The 13,714-nt window shown below is 64.3% G+C and carries 12 protein-coding genes; 9 read left to right on the top strand and 3 right to left on the bottom strand.

The genetic code is table 11. The annotated features are described in order from the left end of the window. Positions 1 to 6: 6 nt before the first annotated feature. A complete protein-coding gene (locus M2332_RS06450; RefSeq protein WP_264573405.1) occupies positions 7 to 1,212 on the bottom strand; it encodes a toxic anion resistance protein in 1,206 nt (401 codons plus the stop codon). 323 nt (positions 1,213 to 1,535) lie between these two features. On the opposite strand from M2332_RS06450, the gene sthA reads away from it, so the two are divergent. Further along, positions 1,536 to 2,933 (top strand): Si-specific NAD(P)(+) transhydrogenase, encoded by a 1,398-nt coding sequence (sthA, locus tag M2332_RS06445; protein WP_264573404.1) that lies wholly within the window; start codon positions 1,536 to 1,538, stop codon positions 2,931 to 2,933. Between the two features lie 145 nt (positions 2,934 to 3,078). On the opposite strand, the gene M2332_RS06440 is transcribed toward sthA, so the two are convergent. Further along, the gene (locus tag M2332_RS06440) at positions 3,079 to 4,452 is read right to left on the bottom strand and encodes a glutamate--cysteine ligase (RefSeq protein WP_264573403.1); all 1,374 of its coding nucleotides are present in this window, start codon (positions 4,450 to 4,452) and stop codon (positions 3,079 to 3,081) included. A gap of 64 nt (positions 4,453 to 4,516) precedes the next feature. Then, positions 4,517 to 5,278 carry a 16S rRNA (uracil(1498)-N(3))-methyltransferase gene (locus M2332_RS06435; protein ID WP_264573402.1) on the bottom strand — a complete coding sequence of 254 codons (762 nt, stop codon included), beginning with the start codon at positions 5,276 to 5,278 and terminating at the stop codon, positions 4,517 to 4,519. Between the two features lie 267 nt (positions 5,279 to 5,545). On the opposite strand from M2332_RS06435, the gene ubiA reads away from it, so the two are divergent. The 8 genes from ubiA to M2332_RS06395 all read left to right on the top strand — a co-directional run bounded on the left by ubiA (position 5,546) and on the right by M2332_RS06395 (position 13,676). After that, positions 5,546 to 6,457 (top strand): 4-hydroxybenzoate octaprenyltransferase, encoded by a 912-nt coding sequence (gene ubiA / locus M2332_RS06430; protein WP_264573401.1) that lies wholly within the window; start codon positions 5,546 to 5,548, stop codon positions 6,455 to 6,457. A gap of 55 nt (positions 6,458 to 6,512) precedes the next feature. Then, a complete protein-coding gene (locus M2332_RS06425) occupies positions 6,513 to 7,094 on the top strand; it encodes a YqaA family protein (protein ID WP_264573400.1) in 582 nt (193 codons plus the stop codon). Positions 7,095 to 7,140: 46 nt separating this feature from the next. Then, positions 7,141 to 8,688: an apolipoprotein N-acyltransferase gene (lnt, locus tag M2332_RS06420; protein ID WP_264573399.1), complete on the top strand. Its 1,548-nt coding sequence runs from the start codon at positions 7,141 to 7,143 to the stop codon at positions 8,686 to 8,688. Positions 8,689 to 8,776: 88 nt separating this feature from the next. Then, on the top strand, positions 8,777 to 9,985 hold the full coding sequence (gene metK / locus M2332_RS06415) for a methionine adenosyltransferase (protein ID WP_181560377.1): 1,209 nt from the start codon (positions 8,777 to 8,779) through the stop codon (positions 9,983 to 9,985). A 153-nt stretch (positions 9,986 to 10,138) separates the two neighbouring features. After that, positions 10,139 to 10,846: a tRNA (guanine(46)-N(7))-methyltransferase TrmB gene (gene trmB / locus M2332_RS06410; RefSeq protein WP_181560376.1), complete on the top strand. Its 708-nt coding sequence runs from the start codon at positions 10,139 to 10,141 to the stop codon at positions 10,844 to 10,846. A gap of 158 nt (positions 10,847 to 11,004) precedes the next feature. After that, entirely contained in the window at positions 11,005 to 11,544 is a 540-nt protein-coding gene (locus tag M2332_RS06405; protein ID WP_264573398.1) for a hypothetical protein, read from the top strand. Between the two features lie 13 nt (positions 11,545 to 11,557). After that, positions 11,558 to 12,862 (top strand): DNA-packaging protein, encoded by a 1,305-nt coding sequence (locus M2332_RS06400; RefSeq protein ID WP_413715980.1) that lies wholly within the window; start codon positions 11,558 to 11,560, stop codon positions 12,860 to 12,862. 106 nt (positions 12,863 to 12,968) lie between these two features. Further along, positions 12,969 to 13,676: a helix-turn-helix transcriptional regulator gene (locus tag M2332_RS06395; RefSeq protein ID WP_264573396.1), complete on the top strand. Its 708-nt coding sequence runs from the start codon at positions 12,969 to 12,971 to the stop codon at positions 13,674 to 13,676. Positions 13,677 to 13,714 lie beyond the last annotated feature (38 nt).

Raw genomic sequence — 13,714 nt, 5'->3', positions numbered from 1 at the left:
GCCCTGTTACTCGATTGCCGTCAGCGGAGACTGGCCGCTGGTCACCGCTGCCTGCGCGCGGGCCTGACCCTCCGCGCGCGCAATATAGCCTTTCGACTTCTCGACTTCAGTGCTGAGCGTGTTCACCGTCGTCTTCATATTCTCCAGCGCTTTCAGCTTGAAGGTGTCGATATTGTCCATGGTGTCGTAGATATTCTGGAAAGCGCGCTGCAGCGTCTCCAGCGGGATTGTGCTGCTGGCCGCCTGCTCATGGATTTGCGCCGACTGGGTCTTGAGCAGTTCGCCCGTCGAATCGATGAGGTTGGCCGTCGTCGTGTTAAGCGCGGTGATCTGATCGAGGACCAGCTTCTGCCCGGCCAGTGCCTGCGCCACGGTCACTGCCGTGCGCAAGGCAGAGACGGTGGTCGTGCTCGCACGGTCTACGCCCTTCACCAGCTCGACATTGTTCTTCTTAACCAGATCCAGCGCCAGATAGCCCTGCACGGTGACCGCCATTTGCGTCAGCAGGTCCTGGGTGCGCTGGCGCACGTAGAACAGCGCGCTCTCCTTGATGGCCTTGCTCTTGGCCGGATCGGTCGTCTCCAGCTCGAAGGCCTTTTGCTCGAGCCGCGCGTCCATGGCCTTGGCGATGTGGATCATCTGCTCCAGCCGGCCCATGGTCGCCCACATGTTCTGCCGCTCGACATCGATGGCGGCATTATCCTTGATCAGCGTGTCCTTGCCGCTGGCGAGGCTGCCGAGGATCGAGTTGATGTGCGTCTGGCTCGACTTGTAGCTGTCGAAATAGTTGCGCATCTTGTTGCCGAACGGGATGATGCCGAAGAGCTTGCGCGGCGCGAGCAGATTGCCGCGCTTGCCGGGATCGAGATCCTCGATGACACGGCGCAACTCGGCAAGGTCGGTGCCGACATTGCTGTCCGCGTCCATGGCGCGCACCGGGCGATCGAGGAAGCGGTTGGAGTGGCCGGCAGCTTCCGCAATCTCCTTGCGGCCCATGTTGGTGATCTGATCGACCTTGGCGCCGAACTCGGGGGAATTGGCGTCGAGCGCGGCCAGTTCCTCGACAAAGGCATCGACCTTTTCGTCGAGCTTGCTCTTCTTCTCATCTTCCAGCGGCACGAGGCCGGCAGCGCGTTCAGCCGTCACATTGGGCACCACCTCGGGTGGGGTGAGATCGAGCTTGTCCTGGGTCGTCGTCGCGCTGGTCGCCATCTGGGTCTCCTTGGGGTGTAATATTGCGATATAACACCGCCGGTTCAAGGCCGGTCTTCAGTATAGGGGGCATGGGGCGGAGAAGTAAGTCCCCGGAGGTCAGGACGACGTGGATTGCACTGCGCGGCCACGGCGCTCACGAGGAGACGCCGGAGACGGAGTGATGGTAAATCAAATCTAAGCCATTTGAGGCTAGGCCCTGCCGCCTTGGAGAGAACATTGCAAAGGCGCCGGAAATGCACCACCATCATCGCTTCGAGAGGATGTCCCTTGGAAGGCGGTTGGACAGGCAGGCAGCCTGTCAGGCAGCGGGGGGCGCCATTATGGATGTTTATGATCTCGTCGTGATCGGCAGTGGGCCGGCCGGGCGCCGGGCAGCGGTGCAGGCCGCCAAGCTCGGTAAATCGGTGCTGGTGGTGGAAGGGCGCAAGCGTGTCGGCGGCGTGTCCGTGCACACCGGCACCATTCCTTCCAAGACGCTGCGGGAGACCGTGCTCAATCTGACCGGCTGGCGCGAGCGCGGCTTCTACGGCCGCTCCTACCGGGTGAAGAAGGACATTGGCGGCAGCGATCTCGATCACCGGATCGACAAGACGCTGGAGCATGAGGTGGACGTGCTTGAGCACCAGTTCCAGCGCAATGGCGTGCGCACGCTGGAGGGGTTTGCTCGTTTTACCGATCCGCACACCTTGCTGGTCACTGCGCCGGACGAAAGCGAATTGCGGGTGCGCGGCGAGCGGATCCTGATTGCGGTCGGCACTGCGCCGTTCCGGCCGGATAATATCCCGTTCGATGACGATATCGTGCTGGACAGTGACGTGCTGATCGAGGCGCCGCGCGTGCCGCGCTCGCTGGTGGTGATCGGCGCGGGCGTCATCGGCATCGAATATGCGACGATCTTCTCAGCGCTGGATGTGGCGGTGACGCTCATCGAGCCGCGCGAGACATTCCTGGACTTCATCGACCGGGAGATCATCGAGGAATTCATCCATCAGCTGCGCGACCGGGGCATGACCATCCGGCTGGGCGCCAAGGTCACCAACGTGGCCAAGGATGCGAGCGGAGCCGTCGTCACCACGCTGGAAGACGGGCGCGCGATCCGCTCCGAGATGATGCTGTTCGCGGCCGGGCGGGTGGGTGCGACGCATACGCTCGGGCTGGAGCATTGCGGACTGGCGGTGGACAATCGCGGCCGGCTGAAGGTGGATCCCAAGACCTTCCAGACCGATGTGCCGCACATCTACGCGGCGGGCGACGTGATCGGCTTTCCCAGCCTTGCCTCGACCTCGATGGAGCAGGGACGGATCGCGGCGTGCCATGCCTTCGATCTGCCGATGCCGCCGGCGCCGGCCTATTTCCCTTATGGCATCTACGCGGTGCCGGAGATTTCCACGGTCGGCATGAGTGAGCAGGACGTGAAGGCGAAAAAGATTCCCTATGAATGCGGGATCGCGCGCTTTCGTGAAACCTCGCGCGGGCACATCATGGGGCTGGATTCAGGGCTGATGAAGATGATCTTCTCGCTCAAGACGCGGCGGCTGCTTGGCGTGCACATCATCGGCGAGGGCGCAACGGAGCTGATCCACATCGGCCAGGCGGTGCTGAACCTCAAAGGCACGATCGATTATTTTATCGAGAACACGTTCAATTATCCGACGCTGGCCGAGGCTTACAAAATTGCGGCACTGGATGCGTGGAACCGGATGCCCAGGGAGGGGTGAGGGTTCGGTTTTGATTTCGTCATTCCCGCGAACGCGGGAATCCAGTTGCGCGCTATCGCTTAGACCCAACGCCGATCTGGATTCCCGCGTTCGCGGGAATGACGGGGGTGAGAATGAGCGCTCGGGGGTTTTAAACTGACCCCCCTCAAAAACTCTCTTCGCCGTAGACCTTCGTGATGTCGCCCCCCCATGCGCCATTGTAGCGATCCAGCAGGCGCTCGGCGTGGGTGCGGCCGGTGGCGGCGACTTCGTCCAGCGCGGAGAGGTAACCGCCTTCATTTTCGCCGATGCTGTTGAGGCGGGCGCGGGCGGTGAGGCCGGCGCGGGCGATGGCGAGGACCTCGCCGGCGATGTCCTGCAGGGTGCGGCCGCCGGGGACGGGCGCGCCAAGGGCGAGGCGGGGGACTTCGGTGCGGAGGGTCTCGCGCTCCTCCATCGTCCAGTCCTTCACCATATCCCAGGCGGCATCGAGCGCGCCGTCATCATAAAGCAGGCCGACCCACAGGGCCGGCAGGGCGCAGATGCGGTTCCACGGGCCACCATCGGCGCCGCGCATTTCGAGGAAGCTCTTCATGCGCACTTCCGGGAAGGCGGTGGAGAGGTGATCCTCCCAGTCGCCCATGGTCGGTCGCTCGCCGGGGAGGGCGGGCAGCTTGCCATCGAGGAAGTCGCGGAAGCTCTGGCCGGCGGCGTCGATATATTTGCCGTCGCGGAAGACGAAGTACATCGGTACGTCGAGTGCGTAGTCGGCGTAGCGCTCGTAACCGAAGCCATCCTCGAACACGAAGGGCAGCATGCCGGTGCGATGCGGATCGGTGTCCGACCAGATGTGGCTGCGATAGGAGAGGTAGCCGTTGGGCTTGCCCTCCGTGAACGGCGAATTGGCGAACAGGGCCGTCGCCAGCGGCTGGAGCGCGAGGCTGGTGCGAAACATCTTCACCATGCGCGCTTCGCTGGAATAATCCAGATTGACCTGAATGGTGCAGGTGCGCAGCATCATGTCCAAGCCCATGCTTCCGACGCGCGGCATGTGCTGCAGCATGATGCCATAGCGGCCCTTGGGCATGATCGGCAGTTCAGCACGTGTCTTGTCCGGCCACATGCCAAGGCCGAGGAAGCCGAGGCCGAGCTTGTCGCCGACGGCCTTGACCTGTTCCAGATGCCGTCCGGTTTCGGCGCAGGTCTGGTGGAGATTGTCGAGCGGGGCGCCGGAGAGTTCGAGCTGGCCGGCAGGCTCAAGGCTGATTGTGCCATCGCTGCCCGAGAGCGCGATGACCTTGCCGCCTTCCTCGACCGGTTCCCAACCGAACGTGCGCAGGCCATCGAGCAGATCGCGAATGCCGCCGGGCTCATCATAAGAGGGGGCGCGGTGGTCTGCGAGGCGGTAGACGAACTTCTCGTGCTCGGTGCCGATTTTCCAGCGATCTGCAGGCTTTTCGCCATCCTGGAACAGGCTGATGAGCTGGCTGCGAGACTCGATGATCGGATCTTCGCCCGCCGTTTCCTTGCGTGTACTCATTGCCTGATCCGGTCCTCGCCCTGCATCGGCGCGCCCATAAGAGGTTTGCCGCGCCCGCGCAAATTCATTTCGATTCGAAACTTGTCCAGTCACCGTTGAGCGCCATCCAGCAGGCCGTGGCGGCGATGGCGGCGGTCTCGGCGCGGAGGATTCGCGGGCCAAGGGAGATGGGGCGGGCGGCCGCATGCGCGCGGATCAGCGCGCGCTCCTTCTCGGTGAAGCCGCCTTCCGGCCCGATGAGCAGGGCGGCCGGGCCGCTGTTCGCCGCAAAGCTCGTGGTCATCGGCTCGCCGCCCGTCTCGTCCGCGAAGAACAGGGCGCGGTCAGCCGGCCAGTCGGCGAGCAGGGCGGGGAGGGTGGTGAGGTCGGCCAGTTCCGGCAGCGCGGTGCGGCCGCATTGCTCTGCGGCCTCGACCAAATGGGCGTGCAACCGCTCGCCGTTGACCTTGTCGACGATGCTGCGCTCGGTGCGCACCGGGACGAGCCGCGCGACGCCCAGTTCGCAGGCCTTTTCGGCGACCAGATCGATCCGGCCCTTCTTGATCGGGGCGACACAGAGCCAGAAGTCCGGCACGCTCTCTGGCGACCGCGTCTGCGCCGCGCAGCGCAGGACGAGATCGCGCTTGCGGACCTGCTCGGCGGTGGCGCTCCATTCGCCCGAGCGGCCATCGAAGAGAAGGACGGTGTCGCCCTCGCGGAGGCGCATCACTGAAATCAGATAATGAGCGCTGTTGCCCTCGACCGGCACGGCAACCTGCTCGCCGAGCGCCGTCTCGACGAACAGGCGCGGCGTAGATTTGGGTGGCCAGGCGGGAGTGGCGGGCATGAGCATTGCCCTAGTGCATCGTCCGTTGACTCGGCAACGCCTCAATTCCGTTCGTGTCGAGCGAAGTCGAGACCCTCGACAGCATGGCGTAGGTCGAGGGGTGTGTCTCGACTTCGCTCGAAACGAACGGTGGCCGCTCAAGGCACGTGGGCAGAGGCCGCCAGGAGGTGGCGGAAGAGGAGGTCCGGCTCGACGAGGGGTTGATCGGATGGTCGCTCCTGGCGCAGGGGTGGGGCGACCATCAAGGCAACAGGGACTAGCAAGGCGATGGAGCGCAGCGAGCCGCAATATGTGCCGGATACCGAAGCGCAGGGTTTCTTGCGCCTGCTCCCGGCTGCGGCACGGCCCTATGCGCTGCTGGCGCGGTTCGACCGGCCGATCGGCTGGTGGCTGCTGTTCTGGCCCGGCGCCTGGGCGATAGCGCTTGCCGGTGGGGTGCCCGAGCGCTGGACGATGCTGCTCTGGTTCCTGATTGGCAGCATCGCGATGCGGGGCGCTGGCTGTGTCTACAATGATATCGTGGACCGCGACCTCGACGCGAAGGTGGCGCGGACCGCCAATCGGCCCATCGCCAGCGGCGCTGTGTCGCTGAAGGCGGCTTGGGCGTGGTTGCTCATCCTGTGCTTCATCGGGTTGATCGTGCTGCTGCAATTGCGCTGGCAGGCGCAGGTCGTGGCGCTGGCGAGCCTTGCGCTGGTCGCGGCCTATCCGTTCATGAAGCGCATTACCTGGTGGCCGCAGGCTTGGCTGGGGCTGGTGTTCACCTGGGCCGCCCTAGTCGGCTGGGTCGAGATCAGCGGGGGCATGAACGCGGCAGGCCTGTTGCTCTATGGCGGCGCCTTCTTCTGGGTGATCGCCTATGACACCATCTATGCCCTGCAGGACAAGGAGGATGACGCGCTGGTCGGCATCCGCTCCAGCGCCTTGGCGATGGGTCGGCATGTGCGGGTGGGCGTGGGGCTTTGCTTTGTCCTGTCCCTGCTCCTGTGGGGCGGCGCGCTCTGGCAAGTCGTGCCGAGCTGGCTCTCCCTCATGGCCCTGGCGCCTCTGGCGGTGCAGTTCGGCTGGCAGGTCGGGACCTTGCGCGAGGATGGCAATGACCCGCTCGTCAAATTTCGCTCCAACCGCTTCGCCGGTTTGCTGATGTTCGCCGCCTGCCTTGCGGTGGGCAGTGCTTGACGAACGCAGCGGGGGCGGGCAGGCGCAGGCAGCCTGACACCGCCGGGGAGCGCCAATGCTGCGTCGCATCTATGAATGGACTCTCGAGAAGGCCGGGCATCGCACCGCGCCGCGCTGGCTGTTCGGCATCAGCTTCATGGAAAGCAGCTTCTTCCCGATTCCGCCGGACGTGCTGCTGGGGCCGATGTGCCTTTCCAAGCCTCACAAGGCTTTTCAATACGCGTTGATCTGCACCGTGGCGTCCGTGCTTGGCGCGCTGCTCGGTTATGTCATTGGTATGTTCCTGTTCGATACGATCGGGCGGGCGATCCTCGATTTTTATGGTCTGACGGCGGAATTCGAGCATTTCGCGCAACGCTTCAACGAGCAAGGCTGGTTGATCGTGCTGCTGGCCGGCTTCACGCCGCTGCCTTTCAAGGTGATCACCATCGCGGCGGGCGCCACCGGGATGCCCCTTTATGTGCTGGTGATCGCGAGCATCATTTCGCGGGCTGCGCGCTTCTTCCTGGTCGCAGGTTTGCTGTGGAAGTTCGGAGAGCCGATGAAGGCCTTTATCGACCGGCACTTCGGGCTGATCACGGCGATTGTCGGCGCTTTGGGCGTCGGCGGGTTCGTGCTGGTCAAGTATCTGGTGTGATGGCGTGACACGCCTCCACGCGCTTTCCCGGCCCGGTGCCGCTTTCTTGGCGCGCAGGCCGGGGGTGACGGCCCTGCTTGCCGGGCTGCTCTCCGCCACTGGCTTCGCGCCGCTCGGGCTGTGGCCGGTGACGCTCATCATGCTCGCGCTGGTGATGCAACTGATCTGGGCGGCGCCGGACCGCAAGAGCGCAGGACGGATCGGCTATCTGTTCGGCCTCGGGCATTTCATGCTTGGGCTCAACTGGATTGCCCATGCCTTCACCTTTCAGGATTCGATGCCGGCCTGGCTGGGCTATCCAGCGGTTGGCCTGCTCTCGGTGTATCTGGCGGTTTATCCGGCGATGGCCGCCCTGATCGGCTGGACGCTCGGGCGTGGCCGGCCGCAGGTCTTCGCCCTGTTTCTCGCTACGACCTGGTTGCTGACCGAATATCTGCGCGCGAGTTTGTTCACGGGTTTTGCCTGGAACCCGCTCGGGGTGATCTGGCTGGGCACCGGCGTGGAGCAGACGGCCATCGCCATCGGCACTTATGGTCTTGGTCTGGTCGCCATGCTCGCAGCGGCGGCCTTGTGGTGGCTGGCGCACCGGCAATGGCGGCCGGCAGGTATCATGATCGTCGGCCTGGCGCTGGTGGCTGGGCTGGGGCTGCTGCGGGCGAGCTATATCGGCGCAAACGGCCAGTCTGGCGACCTTGCCAATATCCATGTGGTGCAGCCCAATATTAATCAGAACGAGAAGTACGACGCCAATCTTGAAATCTTGAACTTCCGCCGTTTGGCGGAGCTGACCATGCTGCGGTCCGGCAAGCCTGCGTTGATCTTCTGGCCGGAGGCAGCCGTACCAGCGGTGCTGGATATGGAACCACGCTGGCGCGGGCGGATCGCCTCGCTGCTGGGGATGGACGATCTGCTGATGCTCGGCGGCGACAAATATCATTTCCACGAGCAGGGCGGCGTGGTGGATACGCAGGTTCTGGAGGGCGCCAATAACAGCCTGTGGGTGCTGGACGCGCGCGGGGACCTGCATGGGCGCTATGACAAGGCGCACCTCGTTCCTTATGGCGAATATCTTCCCATGCGGCCAGTGCTGGAGGCGATCGGCCTCTCGCGGCTCGTACCGGGCAGCGTCGACTTCTGGCCCGGACCGGGGCCGCGAACGCTCGATCTGCCCGCGACGCCGGATGGCGGACAGGCGCGCGGCAAGCTGCGGATGGCCGTGCAGATCTGCTACGAGATCATCTTCTCCGGGCAGGTGGTCGACCGGGCCAATCGTCCCGATTTCCTGTTCAACCCGTCCAATGATGCGTGGTTCGGTAGCTGGGGCCCGCCGCAGCATCTGGCGCAGGCACGGCTGCGAGCGATCGAGGAGGGGCTGTCGGTGATCCGCTCGACCCCCACCGGCATTTCGGCGCTGGTCGACCCCGCCGGGCGTGTCGTCCGGTCCATCCCCTTCCAGCAGGCGGGTGCTTTTGAGGCCCCCCTGCCCGCGCCGCTTGCGCCCACCTTGTTTGCGCGGCTGGGCAACCTGCTGCCGGTCGGTCTGGCCGTGCTGCTGCTCGTAAGCGGCGTTGCTATCGCCCGGCGCACTCGCTAAGGAGCGCGCAACATAAACATTTCTTTATATGAACTGCGGCCCCGAACTTCCGCCACGAGAGCCGCTAGAAGAAAGGTCACGATCTCCCATGCGTTCCAGCTATCTCTTCACGTCTGAATCGGTTTCCGAGGGGCACCCGGACAAGGTTTCCGACCAGATCAGCGATTCGATCGTCGACCTGTTTCTTTCCAAAGACCCCGAGGCGCGCATCGCCTGCGAGACGCTGACGACGACGCAGCTGGTGGTGCTGGCCGGCGAGATCCGCTGCAAGGGCGTGTACGAGAATGGCCAGTGGGCGCCGGGCGCGCTGGAGGAAATCGAACGCACGGTCCGCCAGACGGTCAAGGACATTGGCTATGAGCAGGAGGGCTTCCACTGGGAGACGCTGCGCTTCGAGAATAATCTCCACGGCCAGAGCGAACATATCGCGCAGGGCGTGGATGCGAGCGGCAACAAGGATGAGGGCGCCGGCGACCAAGGCATCATGTTCGGCTATGCCTGCAATGAGACGCCGGACCTGATGCCGGCGACGCTGGATTACAGCCACAAGATCCTCGAGCGCATGGCCGCCGACCGCCACTCAGGCGCCGCGCCCTTCCTGGAGCCGGACACCAAGAGCCAGGTTACATTGCGCTTCGAGAACGGCAAGCCGGTCGCCTGCACCGCTATCGTCGTCTCCACCCAGCATGCCAAGGGCTATGATGCCGGCGAAAAGGAAGCCGAGCTCAAGGCCTATGTGAAGAAGGTGGTCGCCGACGTGTTGCCCGCCGCGCTGCTGAGCGACGAGACCGAGTATCACATCAACCCGACCGGCAGCTTCGAGATCGGCGGCCCGGACGGCGACGCCGGCCTGACCGGCCGCAAGATCATCGTGGACACTTATGGTGGCGCGGCTCCGCATGGCGGCGGCGCGTTCTCCGGCAAGGACCCGACCAAGGTTGACCGTTCGGCGGCCTACATCACGCGTTATCTCGCCAAGAACATCGTGGCGGCGGGCCTGGCCAGCAAGTGCACGATCCAGCTGGCTTATGCCATCGGCGTGTCCAAGCCGCTCTCGCTCTATGTCGATACGCACGGCACCGGCACGGTGGGCGACGACAAGATCGAGGCGGCGATCGGCAAGATCGAGAAGCTGGGCGGCCTGACTCCGCGCGGCATCCGCACGCATCTGGGGCTTAACAAGCCGATCTATCGCAAGACCGCAGCTTACGGCCATTTCGGCCGCAAGGCGGAAGGCGACTTCTTCCCCTGGGAAAAGACCGATCTGGTCGAGGACCTCAAGGCCGCGCTGGGCTGAGCCAGGGCGCTCCTTTGCGTTCTAAGAGATAGGGAACGGCGCGAGGCTTGCTTCGCGCCGTTTTTTGTGGGTGCTGCGCGGGCGGATGAAAGCAGGCACGGGGCGCGCCGTCCCCCGTTTCCTCCAGCGACAAAATGATCTAGGCGCACGCGCATGACTGCGCACAAATCAGGCGATCCCACCACGCTCAACCGGCTCTATGGCCGCCAATCCGGCCATAAGCTGCGGCAGGGGCAGCAGGCCCTTGTCGATGAGCTGCTGCCGGCGATCAGCGTGCCCGAGGAGGGCGAGATCACCGCCGAGCGCTTGTTCGGCCCGACCGCCTTTGGTGAGCGACCGCTGCACTTCGAGATCGGTTTCGGCAGCGGCGAGCATCTGGCCTACCGCGCCGATATGCTGCCGGACCATGGCTTCATCGGCTGCGAGCCCTTCCTCAACGGCGTCGTCGGCGCGCTGGGGCATGTGCGGGACCAGCATCTCGGCAATGTCCGGCTGCATATGGGCAATGCCCTCGAAGTGCTGGCGCGCATCCCCGATGGGGCGCTCAGCTTCGTGTATCTGCTCCACCCGGACCCATGGCCAAAGGCGCGCCATGCCAAGCGGCGGATGATGAACAAGGGGCCGGTCGACATGATCGCCGCCAAGCTGAAACCGGGCGGCGAGTTCCGGTTCGGGACCGATCATCCGATCTACCTGCGCTGGGCGCTGATGGTGATGCGGGACCGCGAGGACTTCGACTGGCTGTGCGATAGCCCGCGCGATTTCCTCAACCGTCCGGGCGGCTGGCCCGAAACCCGCTATGAGGCCAAGGCTCGCAGGCAAGGGCATGAGGTCTGGTACTTCCGGTATCGCCGGAAGTAAAAATGACCATTTAGGTTATTTATTGTTGACATCGTGACGCTCTCTGGTTAAAAGAAGGCATCATCGCAATTCGAATCGCTCGAGCGGGCCGCTCTGACAGAGCCGGCCACCTCGTCATGCGGCACATTGCGAAGACCTCTCTCAACAGGATGGTGTTCATGACGCAACGCCCGATCGGCGCGCCGCGACCGCACATGTCGCGTCCCCGGCGCCCGCGCTGGACGATCCAGCGCCGCCGCCAGTTTCTTGCGGTGCTCGCCGAGACATCCAATGTCAGTGCAGCGGCGCAGGCGGCCTCAATGCATCGATGCACGGCCTATGCGCTCAAGGGGCGTGACCCCGAATTCGCCCGAGCCTGGAAGGAGGCTCTGGAGCAGGGCTATTCCGACCTCGAATTGCATCTTATGCGCCAATCGATCGACGGGACGATGCGAACCGAAACGGTTATCGATGGCGAAACCAAGGCGGTCAAGCAGGTGCGGACCATCCACAGCTATCCGCTGACGGTGGCCGTGCGATTGCTGACAGCCCATCGGCAGGAGGTGGAATCCTGGCGGCGCGAAACCGAAGCGGCAAGTGGCGCTGGCGATGACCCGGAAGATGTGGACGCGCTGGATGCCGAACTGGAGGCCATTTGCGAGCGGTTCCTCGCGGAGGACGATATAGAGGAGAATGCCGGGGAGCCGGCAGGTGAATGATGACAGGCTGTCGATGATCGATCGCCTGGCCAGGCTGGCGCCCACGCTGCGGCAGCAATTCTTGCGGAACCTGTCACTCTTGCAACGGCGGCGCTTGATGCAGGCTTGGCGCTTTCGGGCGCGGCCTGCGCAATTGCCGCCGCCGGGCGACTGGTTCACCTGGATGATCATGGCGGGGCGGGGCTTCGGTAAGACGCGGGCTGGTGCCGAATGGGTACGAAGGGTGGCCGAGGGCGATCCCACCGCGCGGATCGCTTTGGTTGGGGCGAGCCTGCATGAAGCGCGAGCTGTGATGGTGGAAGGTGAGAGCGGGCTGCTTGCCATCGCGACGCAGGGCATTGAACCGAAATGGTTTCCTGCCAAGCGCCAGTTGCGCTGGCCGGGTGGGGCGTGCGCCATGCTCTACGGCGCTGCGGACCCGGAAACGTTGCGCGGACCGCAGCACAGCCATGCCTGGGCGGACGAGATCGGGAAGTGGCCGCGCGGAGAAGCGGCGTGGGACAATCTGGCGATGGGGCTGCGTCTGGGCAATCGACCGGCCATTGTCGCGACCACCACGCCGCGCGCCGTGCCACTGGTCCGACGTCTGGCAGCCGATCCGCGCGTGGTGGTGACGCGGGGCAGCACGCAGGACAATCGAGGTGCGCTTCCGCAGAGCTTCCTCGCGGAGATGGAACGCAATTTCGGCGGCACGCGGCTGGGGCGACAGGAACTGGACGGGGAATTGTTGCTTGATCACGAAGGCGCGCTGTGGACGCGGGCGCTCATTGAGACGTGCCGTTTAGCCGGCCTTGTGCCTGAGCGTGCAGAGTTGGCGCGTGTCGCGGTGGGCGTCGATCCGCCAGCGAGCGCGGGAGGCGACGCCTGCGGGATCATTGTCGCAGGAATCGATCAGGCCGGCGAGGCAATCGTGCTGGAGGATGCGAGCGTCGAGCAGGCGAGCCCGCAACGCTGGGCACAGGCTGTAGCGCACGCCGCGGAGCGCTGGGCGGCAGACCGCATCGTGGCGGAAGCGAATAATGGCGGCGAGATGGTGCGTACCGTGCTGCGCGGAGCCGACATGGCCCTGCCGGTCCGCCTCGTTCACGCGGCGCAGGGCAAAGTGGCGCGAGCCGAGCCGATTGCCGCCGCCTATGAGGCTGGTCGGGTCCGCCATGCCCGACCCTTTGCGATACTGGAGGACCAGTTGTGCGGCTTGTTGATCAATGGGCGTTACGAGGGGCCGGGGCGATCGCCTGACCGTGCGGATGCCCTTGTCTGGTGCCTGACCGAACTGCTTTTGAAGGCCAATCTGCAGGCGCGGGTGCGATCACTCTAGCTTGTCGCTTCACCCCGTTTCGGGAACGATACGGAAGTGCTTGCTATTGGTTGCAAGCAGGCACAGCATGATCGTCCCATGAAGCTGTCCCCAGGAGCTTCCACGGGTGAACGACATTTTGGAGAAGATTGCCGAGGCATCCAGCCTCCCGCTGCTGTGGCGCGGGATGACGCGTTATTATGCGCGCAACGGTTTCGGCGCGGTCAGCTATTATTGGGTGAAAATCGGCACCAACATGCCGGCGACCCTGCCGCTGCAACATGGCTTCTCCAAGAAGGAGGTGGCGCTCTATTGCTCGTTCGATTTCCAGCGGCTGGATATCGTGCCGCGCGCGGCGCTTGCAGCAGGCGTACCCATCCGGTGGCATGAGGTATGGGGGAATACCGAACTCACGGTAGAGGAGCGCCAGTTTCTGGAGGCCATGCGGCAAATTGATTTCACCGATGGCTTCTCCTTGCCCTGCTATGGGCCCGGTAATCGCAATGGTGTTGTTGGCCTTGGGAGAATCGCGCGGGGTGCGGACCTGAGCGAAGAGCGGATGACCCAGTTGCATTTTGCGGCGCAAGCGGCGCATTTGCGGATCTGCGGCCTTTTTGCGGAGGAAACGGGGCGGGAACGGCAACTCTCTGCGCGGGAAAAGGAGATCCTGCATTGGGTGGCGCGCGGCAAGAGCAACACGGTGATTGCCGACATCCTCCAGATATCGCCGGGAACGGTCGATACCTATATGCGGCGGATTTACGAGAAACTGGAGGTGTCTGACCGGACGTCTGCCGCCGTCAAAGGTGTGGGGTCGGGCTTGATCGCGGCCTGATCCATTCCTGCGCGATCGGGGGCGTTGCCGCGCATCGA

Origin of the sequence: Sphingobium sp. B11D3A, assembly GCF_025961695.1 — a bacterium.
In the GTDB taxonomy this organism is placed as follows: domain Bacteria; phylum Pseudomonadota; class Alphaproteobacteria; order Sphingomonadales; family Sphingomonadaceae; genus Sphingobium.
The sequence above is the reverse complement of the archived record's forward strand: the minus strand, read 5'-3'. Positions and strand labels throughout refer to the sequence as shown.

Excerpts from the sequence above, each read along its gene's own strand:
- M2332_RS06400 (WP_413715980.1), top strand. The coding sequence starts at position 11,558 with ATGATCGATCGCCTGGCCAGGCTGGCGCCCACGCTGCGGCAGCAATTC.
- sthA (WP_264573404.1), top strand. The coding sequence starts at position 1,536 with ATGGATGTTTATGATCTCGTCGTGATCGGCAGTGGGCCGGCCGGGCGC.
- M2332_RS06440 (WP_264573403.1), bottom strand. The coding sequence starts at position 4,452 with ATGAGTACACGCAAGGAAACGGCGGGCGAAGATCCGATCATCGAGTCT.
- trmB (WP_181560376.1), top strand. The coding sequence starts at position 10,139 with ATGACTGCGCACAAATCAGGCGATCCCACCACGCTCAACCGGCTCTAT.
- M2332_RS06425 (WP_264573400.1), top strand. The coding sequence starts at position 6,513 with ATGCTGCGTCGCATCTATGAATGGACTCTCGAGAAGGCCGGGCATCGC.
- M2332_RS06450 (WP_264573405.1), bottom strand. The coding sequence starts at position 1,212 with ATGGCGACCAGCGCGACGACGACCCAGGACAAGCTCGATCTCACCCCA.
- M2332_RS06435 (WP_264573402.1), bottom strand. The coding sequence starts at position 5,278 with ATGCCCGCCACTCCCGCCTGGCCACCCAAATCTACGCCGCGCCTGTTC.
- M2332_RS06405 (WP_264573398.1), top strand. The coding sequence starts at position 11,005 with ATGACGCAACGCCCGATCGGCGCGCCGCGACCGCACATGTCGCGTCCC.
- metK (WP_181560377.1), top strand. The coding sequence starts at position 8,777 with ATGCGTTCCAGCTATCTCTTCACGTCTGAATCGGTTTCCGAGGGGCAC.
- ubiA (WP_264573401.1), top strand. The coding sequence starts at position 5,546 with ATGGAGCGCAGCGAGCCGCAATATGTGCCGGATACCGAAGCGCAGGGT.